This is a genomic window from Sphingobacterium sp. WM (assembly GCF_029542465.1).
GTDB lineage: Bacteria > Bacteroidota > Bacteroidia > Sphingobacteriales > Sphingobacteriaceae > Sphingobacterium > Sphingobacterium cellulitidis.
In genome coordinates this window covers 437452-454597 of sequence record NZ_CP120709.1, presented here as the reverse complement: position 1 = coordinate 454597, position 17146 = coordinate 437452, and the positions used below count along the sequence as shown (strand labels likewise).

Annotated in this window: 13 protein-coding genes; 5 read left to right on the top strand and 8 right to left on the bottom strand. The window is 38.4% G+C overall.

Annotation, left to right across the window (positions count from 1 at the left end; genetic code table 11):
* Position 1: 1 nt before the first annotated feature.
* Entirely contained in the window at positions 2–2608 is a 2607-nt protein-coding gene (gene mutS, locus PZ892_RS01990; protein WP_220476604.1) for a DNA mismatch repair protein MutS, read from the bottom strand.
* A 194-nt stretch (positions 2609–2802) separates the two neighbouring features.
* Here mutS and mtgA point away from each other — a divergent pair, with 194 nt between their 5' ends.
* Entirely contained in the window at positions 2803–3489 is a 687-nt protein-coding gene (gene mtgA, locus PZ892_RS01985) for a monofunctional biosynthetic peptidoglycan transglycosylase (protein WP_229678232.1), read from the top strand.
* Between the two features lie 4 nt (positions 3490–3493).
* Here mtgA and PZ892_RS01980 read toward each other — a convergent pair whose 3' ends face one another.
* The 7 genes from PZ892_RS01980 to PZ892_RS01950 form a co-directional block, all read right to left on the bottom strand.
* Complete coding sequence (locus PZ892_RS01980; protein WP_229678233.1) at positions 3494–4486, bottom strand: isoaspartyl peptidase/L-asparaginase; 993 nt, start codon at positions 4484–4486, stop codon at positions 3494–3496.
* Positions 4487–4632: 146 nt separating this feature from the next.
* A complete protein-coding gene (locus PZ892_RS01975) occupies positions 4633–5961 on the bottom strand; it encodes a DUF5125 domain-containing protein (protein ID WP_182497984.1) in 1329 nt (442 codons plus the stop codon).
* On the bottom strand, positions 5958–7454 hold the full coding sequence (locus PZ892_RS01970; RefSeq protein WP_094255587.1) for a glycoside hydrolase family 30 beta sandwich domain-containing protein: 1497 nt from the start codon (positions 7452–7454) through the stop codon (positions 5958–5960). The genes PZ892_RS01975 and PZ892_RS01970 overlap by 4 nt, the downstream gene beginning before the upstream one ends.
* A gap of 9 nt (positions 7455–7463) precedes the next feature.
* Positions 7464–8960, bottom strand: coding sequence for a RagB/SusD family nutrient uptake outer membrane protein (locus tag PZ892_RS01965; protein ID WP_229678234.1), 1497 nt, complete (start codon positions 8958–8960; stop codon positions 7464–7466).
* 43 nt (positions 8961–9003) lie between these two features.
* The gene (locus tag PZ892_RS01960) at positions 9004–11973 is read right to left on the bottom strand and encodes a TonB-dependent receptor (RefSeq protein ID WP_182497982.1); all 2970 of its coding nucleotides are present in this window, start codon (positions 11971–11973) and stop codon (positions 9004–9006) included.
* Positions 11974–12170: 197 nt separating this feature from the next.
* Positions 12171–13826 carry a DUF6377 domain-containing protein gene (locus tag PZ892_RS01955; protein WP_182497981.1) on the bottom strand — a complete coding sequence of 552 codons (1656 nt, stop codon included), beginning with the start codon at positions 13824–13826 and terminating at the stop codon, positions 12171–12173.
* Entirely contained in the window at positions 13816–14229 is a 414-nt protein-coding gene (locus PZ892_RS01950; RefSeq protein ID WP_094255592.1) for an RNA-binding S4 domain-containing protein, read from the bottom strand. Before PZ892_RS01950 ends, PZ892_RS01955 begins: the two co-directional genes overlap by 11 nt.
* A 105-nt stretch (positions 14230–14334) precedes the next feature.
* On the opposite strand from PZ892_RS01950, the gene PZ892_RS01945 reads away from it, so the two are divergent.
* The 4 genes from PZ892_RS01945 to folP all read left to right on the top strand — a co-directional run bounded on the left by PZ892_RS01945 (position 14335) and on the right by folP (position 17142).
* Positions 14335–15159: a 2,3,4,5-tetrahydropyridine-2,6-dicarboxylate N-succinyltransferase gene (locus tag PZ892_RS01945; protein ID WP_094255593.1), complete on the top strand. Its 825-nt coding sequence runs from the start codon at positions 14335–14337 to the stop codon at positions 15157–15159.
* Between the two features lie 9 nt (positions 15160–15168).
* Positions 15169–15747, top strand: coding sequence for an L-threonylcarbamoyladenylate synthase (locus PZ892_RS01940; RefSeq protein ID WP_182497980.1), 579 nt, complete (start codon positions 15169–15171; stop codon positions 15745–15747).
* Positions 15748–15749: 2 nt separating this feature from the next.
* On the top strand, positions 15750–16229 hold the full coding sequence (locus tag PZ892_RS01935) for a DUF4920 domain-containing protein (RefSeq protein ID WP_094255595.1): 480 nt from the start codon (positions 15750–15752) through the stop codon (positions 16227–16229).
* Positions 16230–16299: 70 nt separating this feature from the next.
* Positions 16300–17142, top strand: coding sequence for a dihydropteroate synthase (folP, locus tag PZ892_RS01930; protein ID WP_277712022.1), 843 nt, complete (start codon positions 16300–16302; stop codon positions 17140–17142).
* Positions 17143–17146: the final 4 nt, after the last annotated feature.

Sequence of the window (17146 nt, the reverse complement as noted above, 5' to 3'; positions counted from 1 at the left end):
CTTAGTTTTTCAACAAGCGTTGAATTTCATCCAACTTCATTAATGCTTCAACTGGCGTTAAGGTATTCACATCCAGGTTATTCAGCATATCCCTGATTTTTTCGAGCACCGGATCATCAATGGCAAACATTTGCAATTGATAAGCTTGTTTCTGAATCTTACGCATGCTATCCTTGATTTTTTCACCACCGGTACGTTCTTGTTCCAGGCGTTTTAGGATTTCACCGGCTCTTCCAATAAGTTTTGGCGGCATACCAGCTAACTTGGCAACATGGATACCGAAACTATGTTCGGAGCCTCCAGGAACCAATTTCCTCAAGAAAATCACTTTGTTATTCACTTCCTTCACACTCACATTAAAGTTCTTGATGCGAGGCATGGAATTACACAACTCATTTAGTTCATGGTAATGGGTAGCAAATAATGTTTTTGCTCGGCAAGAAGGATGATTATGTAAATATTCGGCAATAGCCCATGCGATAGAAATACCATCGTATGTACTGGTACCACGACCAATTTCATCCAATAGGATTAAGCTACGGTCCGACAGGTTGTTCATAATGCTTGCCGTTTCGTTCATTTCCACCATAAAAGTAGATTCACCCGAACTTAAATTATCAGAGGCCCCTACTCGAGTAAAGATTTTATCAACAATTCCAATCGAAGCTTCCTTCGCTGGAACAAAAGATCCGATTTGCGCCATTAACACAATTAACCCGGTTTGTCTTAACAAGGCGGATTTACCAGCCATATTTGGACCCGTGATGATAATAATCTGTTGCCCTTCCGGATCAAGGAAGGTATCATTGGTAATATAATCCTGACCAATAGGCAGGTTTTTCTCTATAACCGGATGTCGCCCACCTTTAATATCCAGGTTTCTACTGGAATTGACATCGGGCTTAACATAGAAATTCTTTTCTGCGATAATTGCAAAATTCAATAGAACATCCAGTTTTGCCAATAATTGAGCGTTTAATTGAATAGGTTTGATGTATTCCGAAATGGCTAGCAGCAATTCTGCATAGATCCGATTTTCGATAGCCTGGATTTTTTCCTCAGCACCTAAAATCTGCTCTTCATATTCCTTTAGTTCCTCCGTGATATATCGTTCTGCGTTCACCAAGGTTTGCTTTCTAATCCAGCCAGAAGGGACTTTATCCTTATGCGTATTGGTTACTTCCAAATAATAGCCAAATACATTATTGAAGGCTATTTTCAAGGAAGGGATTCCAGTTGCCTCAGCCTCTCTTTTTTGGATTTCGAGTAGATAATCTTTACCACCAAAGGCTACCTTTCTGAGTTTATCCAGATCAGGATCGATTTGATCAGCAATGACATTCCCTTTATTCAATGCTACCGGCGGTTCAGCCTGAAGCGTATTTTCTATTTTATCGCGAATAATTAAACAAGGATTTAACTGCTCAGCAATCACTTTCAGGGATTCAGATTCCTGTTCCTGGCAGAGTTCCTTCAGTTTTTCAACAGCATACAATGCTCTTTTAAGTTGAATAATTTCCCTTGGGTTGGCTTTTTGGAGACCTATTTTGGAAATTAACCTTTCCAAGTCGCCCACTTGTTTGATTTCTTGAACCAATTGATCTCTTAACGAACGATTTTTATAGAAATCTTCTACAACCTTTAACCTTTCGTTGATGGCTTTTTCATCCTTTAGAGGCATGACAATCCATCTTTTCAACAATCTTGCTCCCATTGGGGAAGAAGTTTCGTCGAGCACATCGGATAAGGTGATGGCATTTTCATTCGTTGAACTAATTAGTTCGAGGTTTCGAATGGTAAATCGGTCCAACCACATATAACGGTCTTCTTCAATCCTGGAGATATTGGAAATATGTTGAAGGTTTCGATGTTCAGTTTCATTTAGGTAGTGAAGAGCAACTCCGGCCGCAATAATTCCCGTTGGCATCCTGTCGATTCCAAAGCCTTTCATGGAATTGACTTCAAAATGTTTCAACAAGTTTTCGGAGGCATAATCACCGGTATAAGGCCATTCATCCAGGGTATAGGTATAATAACCTGATCCAAAATGTTCTAAAAACTCCTTATACTGTTTTTTAGGAAGGATTATTTCGGTTGGTTTAAAACCTTGTAATAGTTTATCGATATAACCAATTGAGCCTTGGGCAACCAAAAACTCACCGGTTGAAATATCTAGAAAAGAAATCCCGATGGCCTGTTTATCCATAAAAATGGAAGCGAGGTAGTTATTGGATTTTTGCTGTACAATATTTTCATTGTAAGAAACACCAGGAGTAACCAATTCAGTCACGCCTCTTTTTACGATTGTTTTGGTTTGTTTAGGATCTTCCAATTGGTCGCAGATGGCCACACGTTGGCCTGCGCGCACTAATTTTGGCAAATAAGTTTCCAGGGAATGATGTGGAAAACCAGCTAATGCGGTTTCAGATTCAGACCCATTTCCTCTTTTTGTAAGTACAATTCCTAAAATCTTGGCTGCTTTCACAGCATCCTCACCGAACGTCTCATAAAAATCCCCAACTCGAAACAACAATAAGGCGCCAGGATATTTGGCCTTAATGGTATTATATTGCTGCATTAGAGGGGTTTGTTTCTTTGCTTTTGCCAAGGTTACGCTATTTTTGTATAAGTTGTAAAAATAGCAGAAATGTAGGGATTTGCAAAAAAAGGAGATGTCAAAAAGCATTGCGGAAATGACATAAAAATTAAAAAATACATCTTATGTTTGCATAAAATTTCAAAGTAATGGCAATCAAGCGTTCTACAACAAAGAACAGGAAAAAGCAAACCAAAACATCCTTCATGACAAAGCTTAAAACCAAGGTCCTTCCCTGGGTTTTACGTGGGATCATCGCTTTTTTTGTATTATCTATACTTTGGGTCATTGCCCTTCGATTTACTAACCCTCCGATTACTTATTTAATGTTACAACGTGGGTTTGAAAGGAAAGCAGACGGAAAAGGTTGGAAATTAGAAAGGGAATGGTTGGATTATGATGATATTTCAGACAACCTAAAACGTGCGGCCTTAGCCGGAGAAGACGCCCATTTCATGACGCATAATGGCTTTGATACAGAAGCCATCAAAGAGGCATTTGAAAAGAACAAAGAGGGCAAGCGATTGCGGGGAGGAAGTACAATAAGTCAGCAAACAGCGAAGAATGTATTCTTATGGCCGGGACGTTCATGGTTCCGCAAAGGGCTAGAAACCTACTTTACCGTACTTATTGAAGTATTTTGGAGTAAAAAGCGGATTCTGGAGGTGTATTTAAATGTGATCGAAACAGGTCAAGGAGTATATGGAGCAGAAGCTGCTGCTAAGTATTATTTCCATAAGTCGGCGAAAAGCCTCACTAAAAAGGAAGCTGCCTTGATCATTGCTATTTTACCAAGCCCACAAAAGTGGGATGCTAGAAGACCTTCGAATTATATCAATCGAAGAGCTAATAGCATCGTCAGGTATCTGAATTATTATTCTATTCCAGAATAAAGGGTTATTTATAGATTTCTACGGTAATTTTCCCATCGGCAGTCACAGTACCTCTGTACATTCCTTCCGTATTGAAAGGCATGGCAACCTCACCATTTTTATCGATGGCGATCATACCACCGTCACCACCTAATTTACCGATTTCATCGATAACCTCTTGGGAAGCTTTTGCGAGGTTCATTTTTGCATATTGCATTTTTGCAGACACATTAAAGGCAGCCACAGAGCGAATAAAGAACTCACCCCATCCCGTACAAGAGATGGCTACAGTAGCATTATTTGCATAAGTTCCGGCACCTATAATTGGAGCATCACCTACCCTTCCAAATTTCTTATTGGTCATTCCACCAGTTGAGGTACCTGCAGCAAGGTTTCCTTGTTTATCCAATGCTACGCAACCTACTGTACCGAATTTCTCATCTTTATATGGGGGTAAGAATGCCTTTTGATCATCATGATCGAGTTCAGCTCTTTCTTGATCTCTTTCTAAGGCACGTTGAAGTCCATCCCAGCGTTGTTTGGTCCAGAAATAAGAAGGATCAACGATTTCAATTCCGTTATTTTTGGCAAATTCTTCGGCACCTTTCCCAACCATCATCACATGTTCAGATTTATCCATCACGGCTCTTGCAGCAGATATTGGGTTTTTAATGTTTGTAACTCCAGCGACTGCACCAGCCTTTAAATTGGAGCCATCCATAATGGCTGCATCTAGTTCATTCTTACCTTGATTGGTAAAAACGGCACCTTTTCCAGCATTAAATAAAGGTGAATCCTCCATGACATGAATTGCTGCTTCAATAGCATCCAGGCTTGAATTTCCTTGTTTGATCTGATCGTAACCAGCCTGTAAAGACTCTGTAAGTTTATCAATGTAGGCTTTCTCCAAAGAGTCAGTCATATTCTTTTTAAGAATAGTCCCGGCACCGCCGTGTATCGCCAAAACATACTTGGGTTTGGACTTGGATTGGGCAAAAGAAGCTGTAGAATTCGTCATAATACTCATTAAAATTAATAAGCAGGTCACACTATATTTCATAATCAGATTTAGTTTAAAACAAAGATTGGAATTAAATCCTACAAAAACAAAAGGGGTGGAAACGCCTTGATCCACCCCTAATTAATCCGAACTGTTAGTAAGTTTTATTGTTTTGTCACTGTAAGTTTTGCTTTATTATTACCTGCGGACAGGTCAACTACGAAGACGTAAGTTGCTCCAGCTTCTAAGGTTTTATCTTTTTGTAGACCTAAGTTTCCTGGGTCACGACCATTCTTACCATCTCCAATTAAAATCAAATCACTTTCCGTTGTCAGGTCTGTGTTTTTGAATTCCCCATTCCAACCTTTTTCATGGAAGAATTTAAAGTTGATATCATTGGTATTGATAGATTGACCACCCACTACGGTAACTTGATATTTCTTACCACCAATTGGGGTCATACAGATTGCATTTCCTGGATTCCAATCAACTTGATTCCCTGCAACTGTAGGTTTACCGATACCTTGTCCGATAATCCAGATTGCACCCGTACCATCAGCATTTAATCGAGCTAGATCATTACCATTCATGGCTTCCACTTTCACATATTTATTTTTCAAATCTGCGATAAAGCGGTATTTGCCAGACATTGCATTGAAATAGTATTTATTACCATCCTGACGGATATAATCTTTATCTACCCACCATCCTGCTGGTAAACCTTCAAAGATCAATTCTTCATCTTTATTTACAGTAAGATCTACCGAGAAGTTATTATCATCGATCATCTGCATGTCAGTATCATTCAACGCATAGCGTAAGAAAGGTGCTGCAACATAGGTCAGGGTATTGAATGAAATCTTATATACTCCATCAAATCCATTTGAAAATGGAATAGGGGTATTAATTCCTTGAAGAACAGCTTTATTTTCCCATCCGAATTGCACTGGATTTCCAAATTCACCGATTTTAGGAGCCTCAATATAAGCTGGCGCTTTCATTTTGAAGTCATCAGTAACTTCATATTGATTAGGGCCAACTTTTGCCATTCGGTAAGTTTTCCCTTCGGCTACCAAGTTTAGGTAAGGGAAATCAGGTCTTGAAAGACTGATTACTTTCTCCTGGGTTGTACTTACCATTTGAACATTTTGAAGCGTAAATCTCAATAAACCAGTTCCATTAGGGATATTTTTCAAAAATGGAACAAATAGTTTACCTGAATAAGCTCCAGCATCCTTAGTACGGATTGTTTTTTCTGAAACAACTTCATCATTAAACAATAACTGTACTTTTAAAGTTGATAAAGCAACACTTTTATCTGATACATTTACCGAGAATTGTAAGCTATCAGCAAATAAAGATGCTGTAGGACTTTTTACAATTTCAATGGCAGGTTCCCCACCGCCATAAGGTACGATTAACTCATCTTCTTTACAGGAGAACATTAAGCTCAGAAGAAGTGAGAAGGCTAAATAATTGATTAATTTTTTCATTTTTTCCAAGAATAAGAAACAACAGAACCAGCTGGAATATCATAAGTGAAATGATTCTTTCCATCCTCAATTACTATTCTAGAATTACTTCCGTTTGCATTGGCAATAACAAAAGCATAAGTACCATCTGTATTTTTGAAGGCTGAATAGGACAATCCAGCATCCGTATATCCTTCAGATCCGATACGCACTGCACCTGGTTTTACCACTGCAGACATATGGCCGATAATATAATAGTGTGAATTCTTACGAATGGTTTTATAATCTGCCTTGCTGATATCTACAGCACCATAACAAGTTTGACAACCGCCTTCGCGATTTGGTCCACGTTCAGAGTCCAACATCAAGTTCCAAACGATCACCCCTTTACTCCAGTTATTGACAGTACCCAAGGCAACCTCACGCATATCTTCCAACAATCTTTTTCCTAAGGCATGACCGTCATTCCAGGTACCGATGGAGGTTTCCGTAAAGATGATATCCTTATTTGGCGCTTTGGCATGGATATCCAACAATTCTGCTTTATCACCACCGTAGTTATGGTATGCCGAACCTGCAAAATAAGCTGCAGCAGCAGGATCTTCAAAAATCTTGATCGGATAATCTTGTTGTTCCGGCATATTATCATAATTATAGTTATGATCAAATGCATAGATCTTTGTGGTCAATCCTGCAGCTTTCATTTTCGGGCCAAGGGCATTTTTCACGAAAGCCTGTTGTTCATTCCAGAACATAACCAATGAAGCTGAGTTTTTATCGTTTAATGGTTCATTTTGGGTAGTGATGGAATAAATATTAATTCCATGACCTTTCATTGCTTGAATCCACTTTACGAAATAGGTCGCGTAATCCTGATAGTATTTAGGATTCAAATGGCCACCAGTCCAAGAGTCATAAGGTTTTAGTTCCGTTAGGTTATTCACCTTCATCCATTTTGGAGGAGTCCAGGGAGAACCCATGATCTTGATATCGGGATTAATAGCTAGGATTTCTTTTAGAACAGGGATAACATATTCCAGCTCTTCAGATTGTAAAGCGAAATTTTCGATACCTGGTTCATCTGCTAAAGTATATTCATCTAGTGAGAAATCCGAACATCCGATAGCGATACGGATATAACTTTGGCCCATTCCTTCCGTCATAGAGAAAGTTTCTTTCAGAAATTTCGTACGATCAGCAGGTGCCATTTTCAACAAGTTATATGCTGTAGAACCCGTGATTGCTGCGCCAAAACCATCCATTGTTTGGAATTTTTTGCTCTCATCAATCTTGATGGTCTTAGTTCCCATATTACTACTCTTACTGAAATCCAGGTAGGACTTTTTGAAGTCATGGCTTAAGGATCCTGTTGTTGTGTAAACCAACACATCGCCTTTCGTAGGTTCAACCGGAGTCACGGGTTCACCGCCACCATTGCCAGTATCACTACCGCATGCCGTCAGAATACTGGAAAACATGCTGGCAACTAATATATATTTCTTTAAATTATTCATCGTAAAATATTAATAACCTAGATTTTGTTTGATTTTAGGGTTTTCGTCAATGATAGATTGCGGAATTGGCAAGCGATATGAGTTTTCTGTAAAAGGATAAACTTGTGCTTTTCTTCCAGAATCTTTAGCATAAACAGCATTCATCACTGACTCCACTTTGTTCAAGCGAACTAAATCATACCAACGTTGTCCTTCGAAAGCTAGTTCTAATCTTCTTTCAGACAACAATGCAGTCAACATAGCATCTTTGCTTCCTTTGGAGGCATTAGTTAATTTAGGAAGTTTCACCCTTTGGCGGATCTGATCAATGATGGTTGCCGCAGCAGCTAGATTTTGTGAGTCACCATTGATTAAAGCTTCAGCCTTCAACAACAACAAGTCAGCATAGCGTAATTTGATAATATTACTAAATGCAGAACGTGTTTTATACATGAAAGGATAATGGTTTGCCGGATAATAATTGCTCCAAGTCGTTTCGTAATACACGATAGACTCAGCAGAGCGGATCTCATCTCCTTCGCGGTTGAATGCATTGATTAAGTCCCTTGAAGGAGTGATCCATTTTGCCCATGTAAAATTGCTATTGTAGTTAGAAAGATCGCGACCAAACATCCAGGTTACCCAGTTACCATTTCCAGCAAAGAATTGCGTTTCTAAAATCGATTCTTTACTATTTCTGATCAACGGCTCGGCATTTCCATCTTTCACACCAAATAAATTCTTATAATCTGCTTCCAGTTCAAAACCATCTGAAGTTAGTTCATCCACATACTGAATTACTTTCGCATAATTACGAATAGGTTTTTCTGCATAAATCTTTGCCAATAAAGCTCGGGCAACAGATTTGGAGAACTTGGTTTTATTTGCTGAATTATTGGATGGCGCATCTGGGATAACTTCCTCAAGTTCTTTTGCCAAGAACTCATACACTTCCTTTTCAGGAGTTTGACTCGGGAAATAATCATTATATACCTCTTCAATATTTTCAGCTGTAATATCTCTACCTACGGTAGTAACCAAAGGGATATCTCCCCATAGGCGAACCATATCGAAGTATACCAATGCTCTTAAAATTCGAGCTTCAGCTTTATATTGTTTTCTTAATGCTGTAGATAGGGAATTATCTTTCACTGAATCCACATTGACAATCAAGATATTTACTTTCGCAATATCTTCCAGATACCGATTCCAATCACGTTGTACTACTGAATTGGAACCTTCAATACCATTATTTTCATAAGGCACTACTTCCGCACCAGTAGTTCCGGCATATGCATTATCCGAATGTGATTCAGCGATCAGCATTTGGTCTAGATACCAGTGTTCCTGTCTATCACGAAGGATATTATATAAACCTTGCATATAGACATCTACAGCGGCTTTATCTTTAAAGACTACTTTTTCTCCTTCTTCATTTACTCCTTCAGTCAATTCAGAATATTGACCAAGAGGATCCTTTTCAAGAGAGCAGCTTGAGATGAAAACTGTACTTAGTACAGCTATCATTAAATTTTTTAAACTAAATTTCATTGTTCTCATCATCATAATCTTAGAACTCCATATTTAATCCAAACACGAATGACCTAGTTTGAGGATAAGTACCCCAATCTAGACCTTGCACCCTACCTGAATTTCCCCACTGGTTAACCTCTGGATCCAAGCCTGAATATTTAGTTAAGGTGATTAAGTTAGTGGCAGAGATAAATGGAGCCAATTTATTAATTCCAATTCTGGATAAAGCTGGTGCTTTGATGTTATAAGAAAGGGAAATATTTTTCAAGCGGATATAACTTCCATCTTCTACAAAATAAGATGAGTTTTTCATATCATAACCTGCTCTTGGCACGTCTGTTATTTGGCCTGGTACTCTCCAACGTTGTAATACCCGAGTAGATTGGTTTTTACCATCATACATCCCTTCCATATCCATTCTAGACACATTGTAAATATCATTACCTTGCGATCCTTGGATAAAGACGTTCAGGTTAAATCCTTTGTAAGAAACGGAATTTGTAAAGCCGAAAGTAAAGTTAGGGTTTGGATCACCGATATATGTTTTATCGTTCACTGTTACTTTACCATCACCATTGATATCCTTGTAAATCATGTTACCAGTTTCAGGATCAACGCCTTCACTTACATATCCAAAGAAACCTCCTAAAGGTTTTCCAGCCTCATTTCTTACCACAGATTCATTCACATAATCCGTCGTATTGGCATCAAAATAAACAGGTTTCAATTTTAATTCGGCGAATTTATTTCTATTGAATGAAATATTAAATCCGGAGTTCCAAGACCATTCACCTTTAAGGATATCTGCATTGATATTGGTTTCAAAACCACGGTTGTTCATTACCCCTTCGTTTCTTTGAATTTGGGTGAAATTACCACTACCCGGTATATCAACATACATCAACATATCTGTTGTTTTCTTGTAATAGTAGTCTAGGTTTACGGTCAATCTATTATTAAAACCCGTAAAATCTAATCCGACACCCGTTTGGGTTGTTCTTTCCCAGCCTAAATCTTTAGTTCTTAGATTAGCTTGTACAAAGGAAGGTACATCATTTGTTTTTCCTTCTTCAAACCAAGGGGAGCGGATAATATTGTAGCGAAGCAGGTAAGCGTAGTCACCAATACCTGATTGGTTACCCGTTTGTCCCCAACCACCACGTAGTTTCAAGTCGTTCATCCAAGTAACATCACTCAGGAATTCTTCAGATGAAAGTCTCCAAGCGGCAGAAATTGAAGGGAAAGATGACCAACGGCGGGTAGGATGTAATTTAGATGATCCATCAAACCTTAAATTGGCAGTAACTAAATATTTTCCATCATAATTATAGGATAGACGACCGAAATAAGACATCATCGCCCAATCCGATGCATCAGAACCCGTTCCTGTCCAAGAAATTTTATTGGCTACATTCAGGGTTTCAATAAGGTCATTCCTAAAATGAGAACCCATTATAAAACTACTGGAATATAATGAACTTAACCAGGCTGAACCAGCCATCGCTTCAAAGTTGTTTTTATTGATGCTTTTGTTATAGGTTAAGGTATTATCAAAGGTTAATACGGTGTTCATATTTCTAGAATCCGTTGCTTCTCCATATTGATTTCTTCCCCATGAGGTAGACAATGGATCCAAGAAAGTTGAAGAAAACGCATTCCTTCTATCGATAGCAAATAAGGTTTTGAAATTTAAGCCTGGAGCAAAGTGTACCGTTGCTGATCCTGAACCGATTAATCGGTTTTCACGATTTTTATTATTTCCTGTAGTTGCTAAATTCTCCAATGGCGAAGTAACATTCAATCCATAAAAGTTATTATAGAATTGTTTTGGATTGAATGGATCCATAATAGGCGCAAAGGTTGGGGTATTGACAGTTGCTAAAACTACTCCGCCTCTGTTGGAACCTGTACCTTCAACCATTCCATTTCCATTATAATCTGCGTAGGAGAAATTGGCATTAATGGTCAACCAATCCCTAACTTTATTTTCAATGTTTCCTCTGAAGTTATAGCGTTTGAAAAAAGTAGAGTTCACAATACCCTTATCATCTACATAACCCCCTGAAAGGAAGTATTTGATTCTTTCAGAACCATCAGAGATTGAAAGTTGATAATCTTGGGTTAATCCGTTGCTGAAAGTTTCGTCAAACCAATTTGTTTGGTCGGTCAATCCGTCCGGCAATTTCACGATTCCGATTTCATCCATCAATTCTTTGTATTGCGCAGTATTTAAAGGCGTAATTTTGCTGGTTACTCGGTTCTGAGTTGCCAAGGCATTTAATGAGATTTTAGGACTTCCTACTCTACCTTGTTTTGTAGTAATTAAGATTACCCCATTTGCTGCCCTTGATCCATAGATAGCAGCTGAAGATGCATCTTTTAAGATTTGCATATCGGCGATATCTGTAGGCGAAAGGAAGTTAATATTGTCAACAGTTACCCCATCTACTACATAAAGCGGGTCATTACTTCCGTTGAAAGAAGTCGTTCCACGGATACGGATCGAGGTTCCACCACCTGGAGCACCAGAAGGTTGAGAAACCGTTACACCCGCTGCTTTACCTTGAATCGCTTGGTTGGCATTGACGATTGGTCTTTCGTCAACGTCTTCCATGGATACCGAAGAAATAGCGGCTGTTACATCTTTTCTTTTGACAGAACCATATCCAATAACCACCACATCTTCCAAAGTGTTTGTTACTGCACTTAGGGCAATGGTCATTAAGGAGGTTTGTACGACCTGTTCCTGGCTATCGTAGCCTAGGAAGGATACTCGAATTTTAGAGTTTGCTGGAACATTTTCGAGTGTAAATAGTCCAGTGTTATCCGAAGAGGTAGATGCTGACCCTCCGATAACGGTGATTGTAGCGCCAATAATAGGTTCATTGTTGGCTTCGTCTATAACCTTTCCAGAAACTTTGATTCCATTTTGCGCGAATGCAAAATTTGAAAAAACAGATATCATAAAAAGGAAAAGACCGATACTAACTTTAGTAAAAAGTTTCATACGTCTTATAATCAGTTATTAGATTAATAAAATAATTTAGGCAATACCTAAACTTCCCAATCCAAAGTTAAGCAGGGTGCTAAGTTATATTAAGCATTTGGCGGCTGTGAAATCAAAAAAGTAACTGAAGTAAAGCAATAACCATTGTTTTACAGACTATTAGACGCTTTTAAAAAGAAAAAAAGTAAAGGATTTTGCTAAAATTTTAGGTTACCGATCTCCTTAATCTGTTCATCGAAGTCCTCTTTGCTCCCTAAAACTTTATTTCGAACCTTGACACGGTAGTTGTAAACTGTCCGCAAAGAGTAGCGAAGGAAGCGTGCGATTTTGGTAGAATCGGAAATTCCTAGTCGAATCAAAGCAAAGATTCGGAGTTCAGAATTTAACAATTCATCATGCTTCAATGTCAATTGTTCCTCGGGTTTTAGGAGTTTATTAAACTCCTGAATAAAGGTTGGATATAGATTTAAAAAGATAACATCGAAATTGTGATATAAATCGTCCAATTCGGTCTTGATAAAATCTTGAGATTTGAGCTCTTTGCTGAGTTCATCCAATTGGTTATTGGAAATTTTCTTTAATATTCCTTTCCGGGTATTGTCCAGTTTATCAATATAAGAAGAGCATAATTCAAAGAATTGAGCCATATATTCTTCCTTGATATGATTGGATTCTTGAAGGTCCTGATTCACTTTAAGCAATTGCCCATTTAGGCCTTGCAACTCATTATTAAGGCTTTTCAGGTCCTTTCGGGTTCTTTTCAGACGCTTCATCTGCATATAGAGAATAATGAAAGCGACCAATAGGAGGATGGACATGAAGGAAATGGTATATAGGAAATTCTTGAGTTGATTTTTATTCGCGAGTTCTTTTTCCTGAAAGGCGGAATTGATGATCGGATAAAATGATGAGTTTTCAATAGTCCTAAATCTCACATTACAAAACAAAGCATCTTCCATCGCTTCTTGAATAAACAAATAAGCGTTGTCAATTTCGTTCCTCTCGAAATAAACCAGTGCTAAACTTTGTAAGGAGGCATTATCTTTTACGGTATTTTTAATATCGGTAATTGCAGAAAGACCCAAATAATAGATTTCCTTTTCTTGGTCATCTTTATTTTTATAGAGTAGGCCTAGAAAATAGGCAATAACAGCTCTTTCATGCTGGGGTTCTTTATATTCACTTAATAGCTGCAATAATTCTTTTTCGGCTTTATCATAATTATTACCGAACAATGCTCGCGTTGCAGAGCTGATGCGATGTTCTCTGGAATCAACAGGGAGTACACTCAACAAAGAATCGCGGTAGATTCCACTTAAAGTAAAGTACGGGTAATGGTTTGTACTTTGTCCGTAATGGGAATAAAAATCGGAGAATGCACGATAGTAATCAGCTTCTTGTTCGCTTGAGAGGCTTTGTCGAGGGATTCCTTTCAGGATCTCACTGGACTCAATAAATCTACCGGCAGAAGAGTATAACCCGGCTAATTGTATATCTACCTCATTTTTTTTAACGATATCATTGAGCTGCTGCGCAATTTTTTTATTCTCATTGACATAAAATATTGCGGAATCAATTTGGTAGGTCTTGAATTCATTATACAATTTTTCCTGGAATTCATATCGATCATTGGGCGTACGCATTAATTTAAGGCGTTCCTTGATATCGAATATTTTCAATAATTTTTCCTTTTCGAATTCGATTTTTCTACCCAGAACTTTTTTAAGTTCGCGTTCAACCGAGTCCTTAGGACTAATAACTGCATTAGCGCTTACTGTTGAACCTTGGAAAATCAAGATTAACAAGCATAATACAGAGCAGAAAGTATATTTTAATTCAAGTTTAATTTTCATTTTGTTCTTCGTCCCACCAGTCACTTTTCAAATCATCGATTTCACGTCGATCTTTTTTTGTTGGCCTTCCAGTTCCGCGGTCTCTTTTTAAGATTGGGGCATGGAAAGACGATTTAAAAGCATAGGTATCTTCTACTGGTGTATGGTCTTCATAAAATTGGATAGCCGTTTTAGCATCTACACGACGTTCAAGTAAACCAGTTACTTTGAGGACTTTCCGTTCGATTCCTTTTTGCACGCTATAGGTTTCACCGACTTTCACGACGGCTGAAGGCTTTACATTTTGCCCATTGAGCTTAACTTTACCAGCTTTGCAAGCTTCTGTTGCCAAACTTCTGGTTTTGAATATACGAATTGCCCATAAGTATTTATCAATCCGCAATTTGTCTGATACTTCCGCCATCCTACAAAAATAGTCATATCTTCTTAATTTTGCCCCTCTTGTAACTCACATATCATTAAAATTCTCCATATTTGTTATTAATTTAAAATTAGTTTCAACAATATTATGCTAGACAACACAACCCTTCAAAAATTAATAGAAGAAGCTTGGGAAAACAGACAATTATTAGAGTACAAAGAATATTACGAAGCCATTGAGTTCGTTATCCAACATTTGGATAAAGGTGAACTACGTGTTGCAGAGCCAGTTGGTGAGTCTTGGTATGTTAATGATTGGATTAAAAAGGCTGTCATTCTTTACTTCCCTATCCGTAGCATGGAGGTGATCAAGAATGATCCGTTTGTTTACCATGACAAGATGAAACTGAAAACGAATTACAAGGAAATAGGAGTTCGTGTAGTACCAGGAGCATCTGCGCGTTATGGTTCATTCTTGTCGAAAGGTGTTATCATGATGCCTTCTTATGTGAATATTGGTGCTTATGTGGGTGAAGGAACGATGGTTGACACGTGGGCAACGGTAGGATCTTGTGCACAGATTGGTAAAAATGTTCACTTGAGCGGTGGTGTTGGTATTGGTGGGGTATTAGAGCCTGTTCAAGCTGCTCCAGTAATTATTGAAGACAACGTATTTGTAGGTTCAAGAGCCATTGTTGTTGAAGGTGTTCGTGTAGAAGAAGAGGCTGTACTAGGTGCAAACGTTGTATTGACAGCATCGACTAAGATTATTGATGTTTCAGGTCCAGAGCCTATTGAATATAAAGGATATGTTCCTGCACGTTCAGTGGTTATTCCAGGATCATATACCAAGAAATTCCCAGCAGGAGAATATCAGGTTCCTTGTGCTTTGATCATTGGTCAACGTAAGGAGTCTACAGATAAGAAGACATCTTTGAATGATGCGCTTCGTGATCATAATGTTGCGGTTTAATCCATGGCAATGAGACCTTATATAGATAAGGAAGATTTAAACCAGGCCTTAGAAACTTTAAAATCTGGTGGTTTGATTCTTTATCCTACTGATACGATTTGGGGAATTGGTTGTGATGCAACAAACCCTGAGGCTGTAGAGAAAATATTTGCTTTAAAAGGTAGAGATAAGGGCAAAAGCATGATCATCCTATTGGGGAATGACAATCAATTGGTTAGTTATGTTCGTGAGGTTCCTGAAGTAGCTTACGAGTTATTGGAAGCAAGCGAAAAGCCATTGACGATTATTTACTCCAATGCTAAAAATCTAGCGCCGAATGCGATTGCAGAGGATGGTAGTATTGGCATTCGGGTGGTAAAGCATCCTTTTTGTGAACAACTGTTACAAAGGTTTCGTAAGCCAATCGTTTCGACGTCAGCAAATATCAGTGGAGAGCCTTCAGCCAGGAATTTTTCAGAAATATCTGAAGATATTATCCAAGGCGTAGATTATGTGGTTAAATTTGGTCAACAAGAGTTGTCGAATGGGACTGCCTCTACGATTATGAAGTTAGACCCTAGTGGTAAATTTGAATTTATAAGAAAGTAAATATGAAAAAGATTATTTCATTCTTTATTTGTGCATTAGCATTTATTGCTATCAGTAATGCGCAGACTGCAATTCAACCGGCAAAGGCTGGAGTGAATTACGGGAAAAAAGTAGATAAAAAAGGCGCTATCACTGTTAAGCAACTTGAAAAGAACTTAGCTAGCCAGGAGACTTACACCGGAAAAGTTGAAGGTGAAGTGGTTCAGGTTTGCACCAAGAAGGGCTGTTTTCTGACTTTAAAGACAGAAGCTGGCAAAGAACCTATCATGGTAAGATTTACGGACTATGGTTATTTTGTTCCTCAGGACCTAATTGGTAAAACAGTGGTTCTGGAAGGAAAAGCTAAAGTTAAAGAAACTACGGTTGAATGGCAGAAGCATTATGCTGAAGATATGGGCAAGAGCAAGGAAGAAATTGCCAAGATCGACAAGCCTAGAAAAGACATTTCACTAGTTGCCGATGGTGTTCTAGTTGTAAAGTAGACTTAAAAGACTTATTTTGGGGGCTGCAAATGAGAATTTGCAGCCTTATTTTTTTATTAATCTTACGTAAATGTCAGTTTTTCAGACCGTTCCTTGCCAGAGCATCCGACTCGGCAATCAACTTATGACCTTTGAAACTCCAAAAATCATGGGGATTCTAAATCTGACACCAGATTCTTTTTTTGATGGCGGCCAGCATCAATCGGAAGATTTAGCTCTTGCCCATGCGGAGAAATTATTAATTGAAGGTGCTGATATTCTAGACATTGGAGCTTATTCAAGTCGCCCTGGTGCAAAGGAAATTAGTCCTCAAGAAGAATTGGACCGTTCCATCCCTATTATTGAATCCATTCATAAACATTTTCCGAAGGCGATTCTATCTATCGATACTTTTCGTGCTGATGTCGCAAAAGCCTGTGTGGATGCTGGCGTCCATATTATCAATGATATTTCAGGTGGGACCTTGGATCCGGAAATGTTTACTACCGTAGCAACACTACAAGTACCATATATATTAATGCATATGCGCGGAACACCTGCGACAATGCAGAAATTGACCGATTATGATGATGTTGTCAATGATGTAGCCGTTAGTTTGGGGAAAAGCATCGCCAAATTAAGACAGTTGGGTGTAAAGGATATTATTCTTGACCCTGGATATGGATTTGCAAAAACCATAGACCAAAATTATGATTTGCTGTTACGCATCAATGAGCTGCACTATTTTGTATTGCCCCTCCTAGGAGGTATTTCTAGAAAGTCTATGCTTTATAAAAAAATCAATTCTACCGCCGACCAAGTATTACCTGGAACAATCGCACTTAACACCTTATTGCTTGAACGAGGAGCCCAGCTATTGCGGGTTCACGATGTCAAGGAAGCCAAACAATTAATTGAAATTTTTTACACTTGATTAT

Excerpts from the sequence above, each read along its gene's own strand:
- mtgA (WP_229678232.1), top strand. The coding sequence starts at position 2,803 with ATGACAAAGCTTAAAACCAAGGTCCTTCCCTGGGTTTTACGTGGGATC.
- PZ892_RS01980 (WP_229678233.1), bottom strand. The coding sequence starts at position 4,486 with ATGACGAATTCTACAGCTTCTTTTGCCCAATCCAAGTCCAAACCCAAG.
- PZ892_RS01975 (WP_182497984.1), bottom strand. The coding sequence starts at position 5,961 with ATGAAAAAATTAATCAATTATTTAGCCTTCTCACTTCTTCTGAGCTTA.
- PZ892_RS01970 (WP_094255587.1), bottom strand. The coding sequence starts at position 7,454 with ATGAATAATTTAAAGAAATATATATTAGTTGCCAGCATGTTTTCCAGT.
- PZ892_RS01965 (WP_229678234.1), bottom strand. The coding sequence starts at position 8,960 with ATGATAGCTGTACTAAGTACAGTTTTCATCTCAAGCTGCTCTCTTGAA.
- PZ892_RS01960 (WP_182497982.1), bottom strand. The coding sequence starts at position 11,973 with ATGAAACTTTTTACTAAAGTTAGTATCGGTCTTTTCCTTTTTATGATA.
- PZ892_RS01955 (WP_182497981.1), bottom strand. The coding sequence starts at position 13,826 with ATGAAAATTAAACTTGAATTAAAATATACTTTCTGCTCTGTATTATGC.
- PZ892_RS01950 (WP_094255592.1), bottom strand. The coding sequence starts at position 14,229 with ATGGCGGAAGTATCAGACAAATTGCGGATTGATAAATACTTATGGGCA.
- PZ892_RS01945 (WP_094255593.1), top strand. The coding sequence starts at position 14,335 with ATGCTAGACAACACAACCCTTCAAAAATTAATAGAAGAAGCTTGGGAA.
- PZ892_RS01940 (WP_182497980.1), top strand. The coding sequence starts at position 15,169 with ATGAGACCTTATATAGATAAGGAAGATTTAAACCAGGCCTTAGAAACT.
- PZ892_RS01935 (WP_094255595.1), top strand. The coding sequence starts at position 15,750 with ATGAAAAAGATTATTTCATTCTTTATTTGTGCATTAGCATTTATTGCT.
- folP (WP_277712022.1), top strand. The coding sequence starts at position 16,300 with ATGTCAGTTTTTCAGACCGTTCCTTGCCAGAGCATCCGACTCGGCAAT.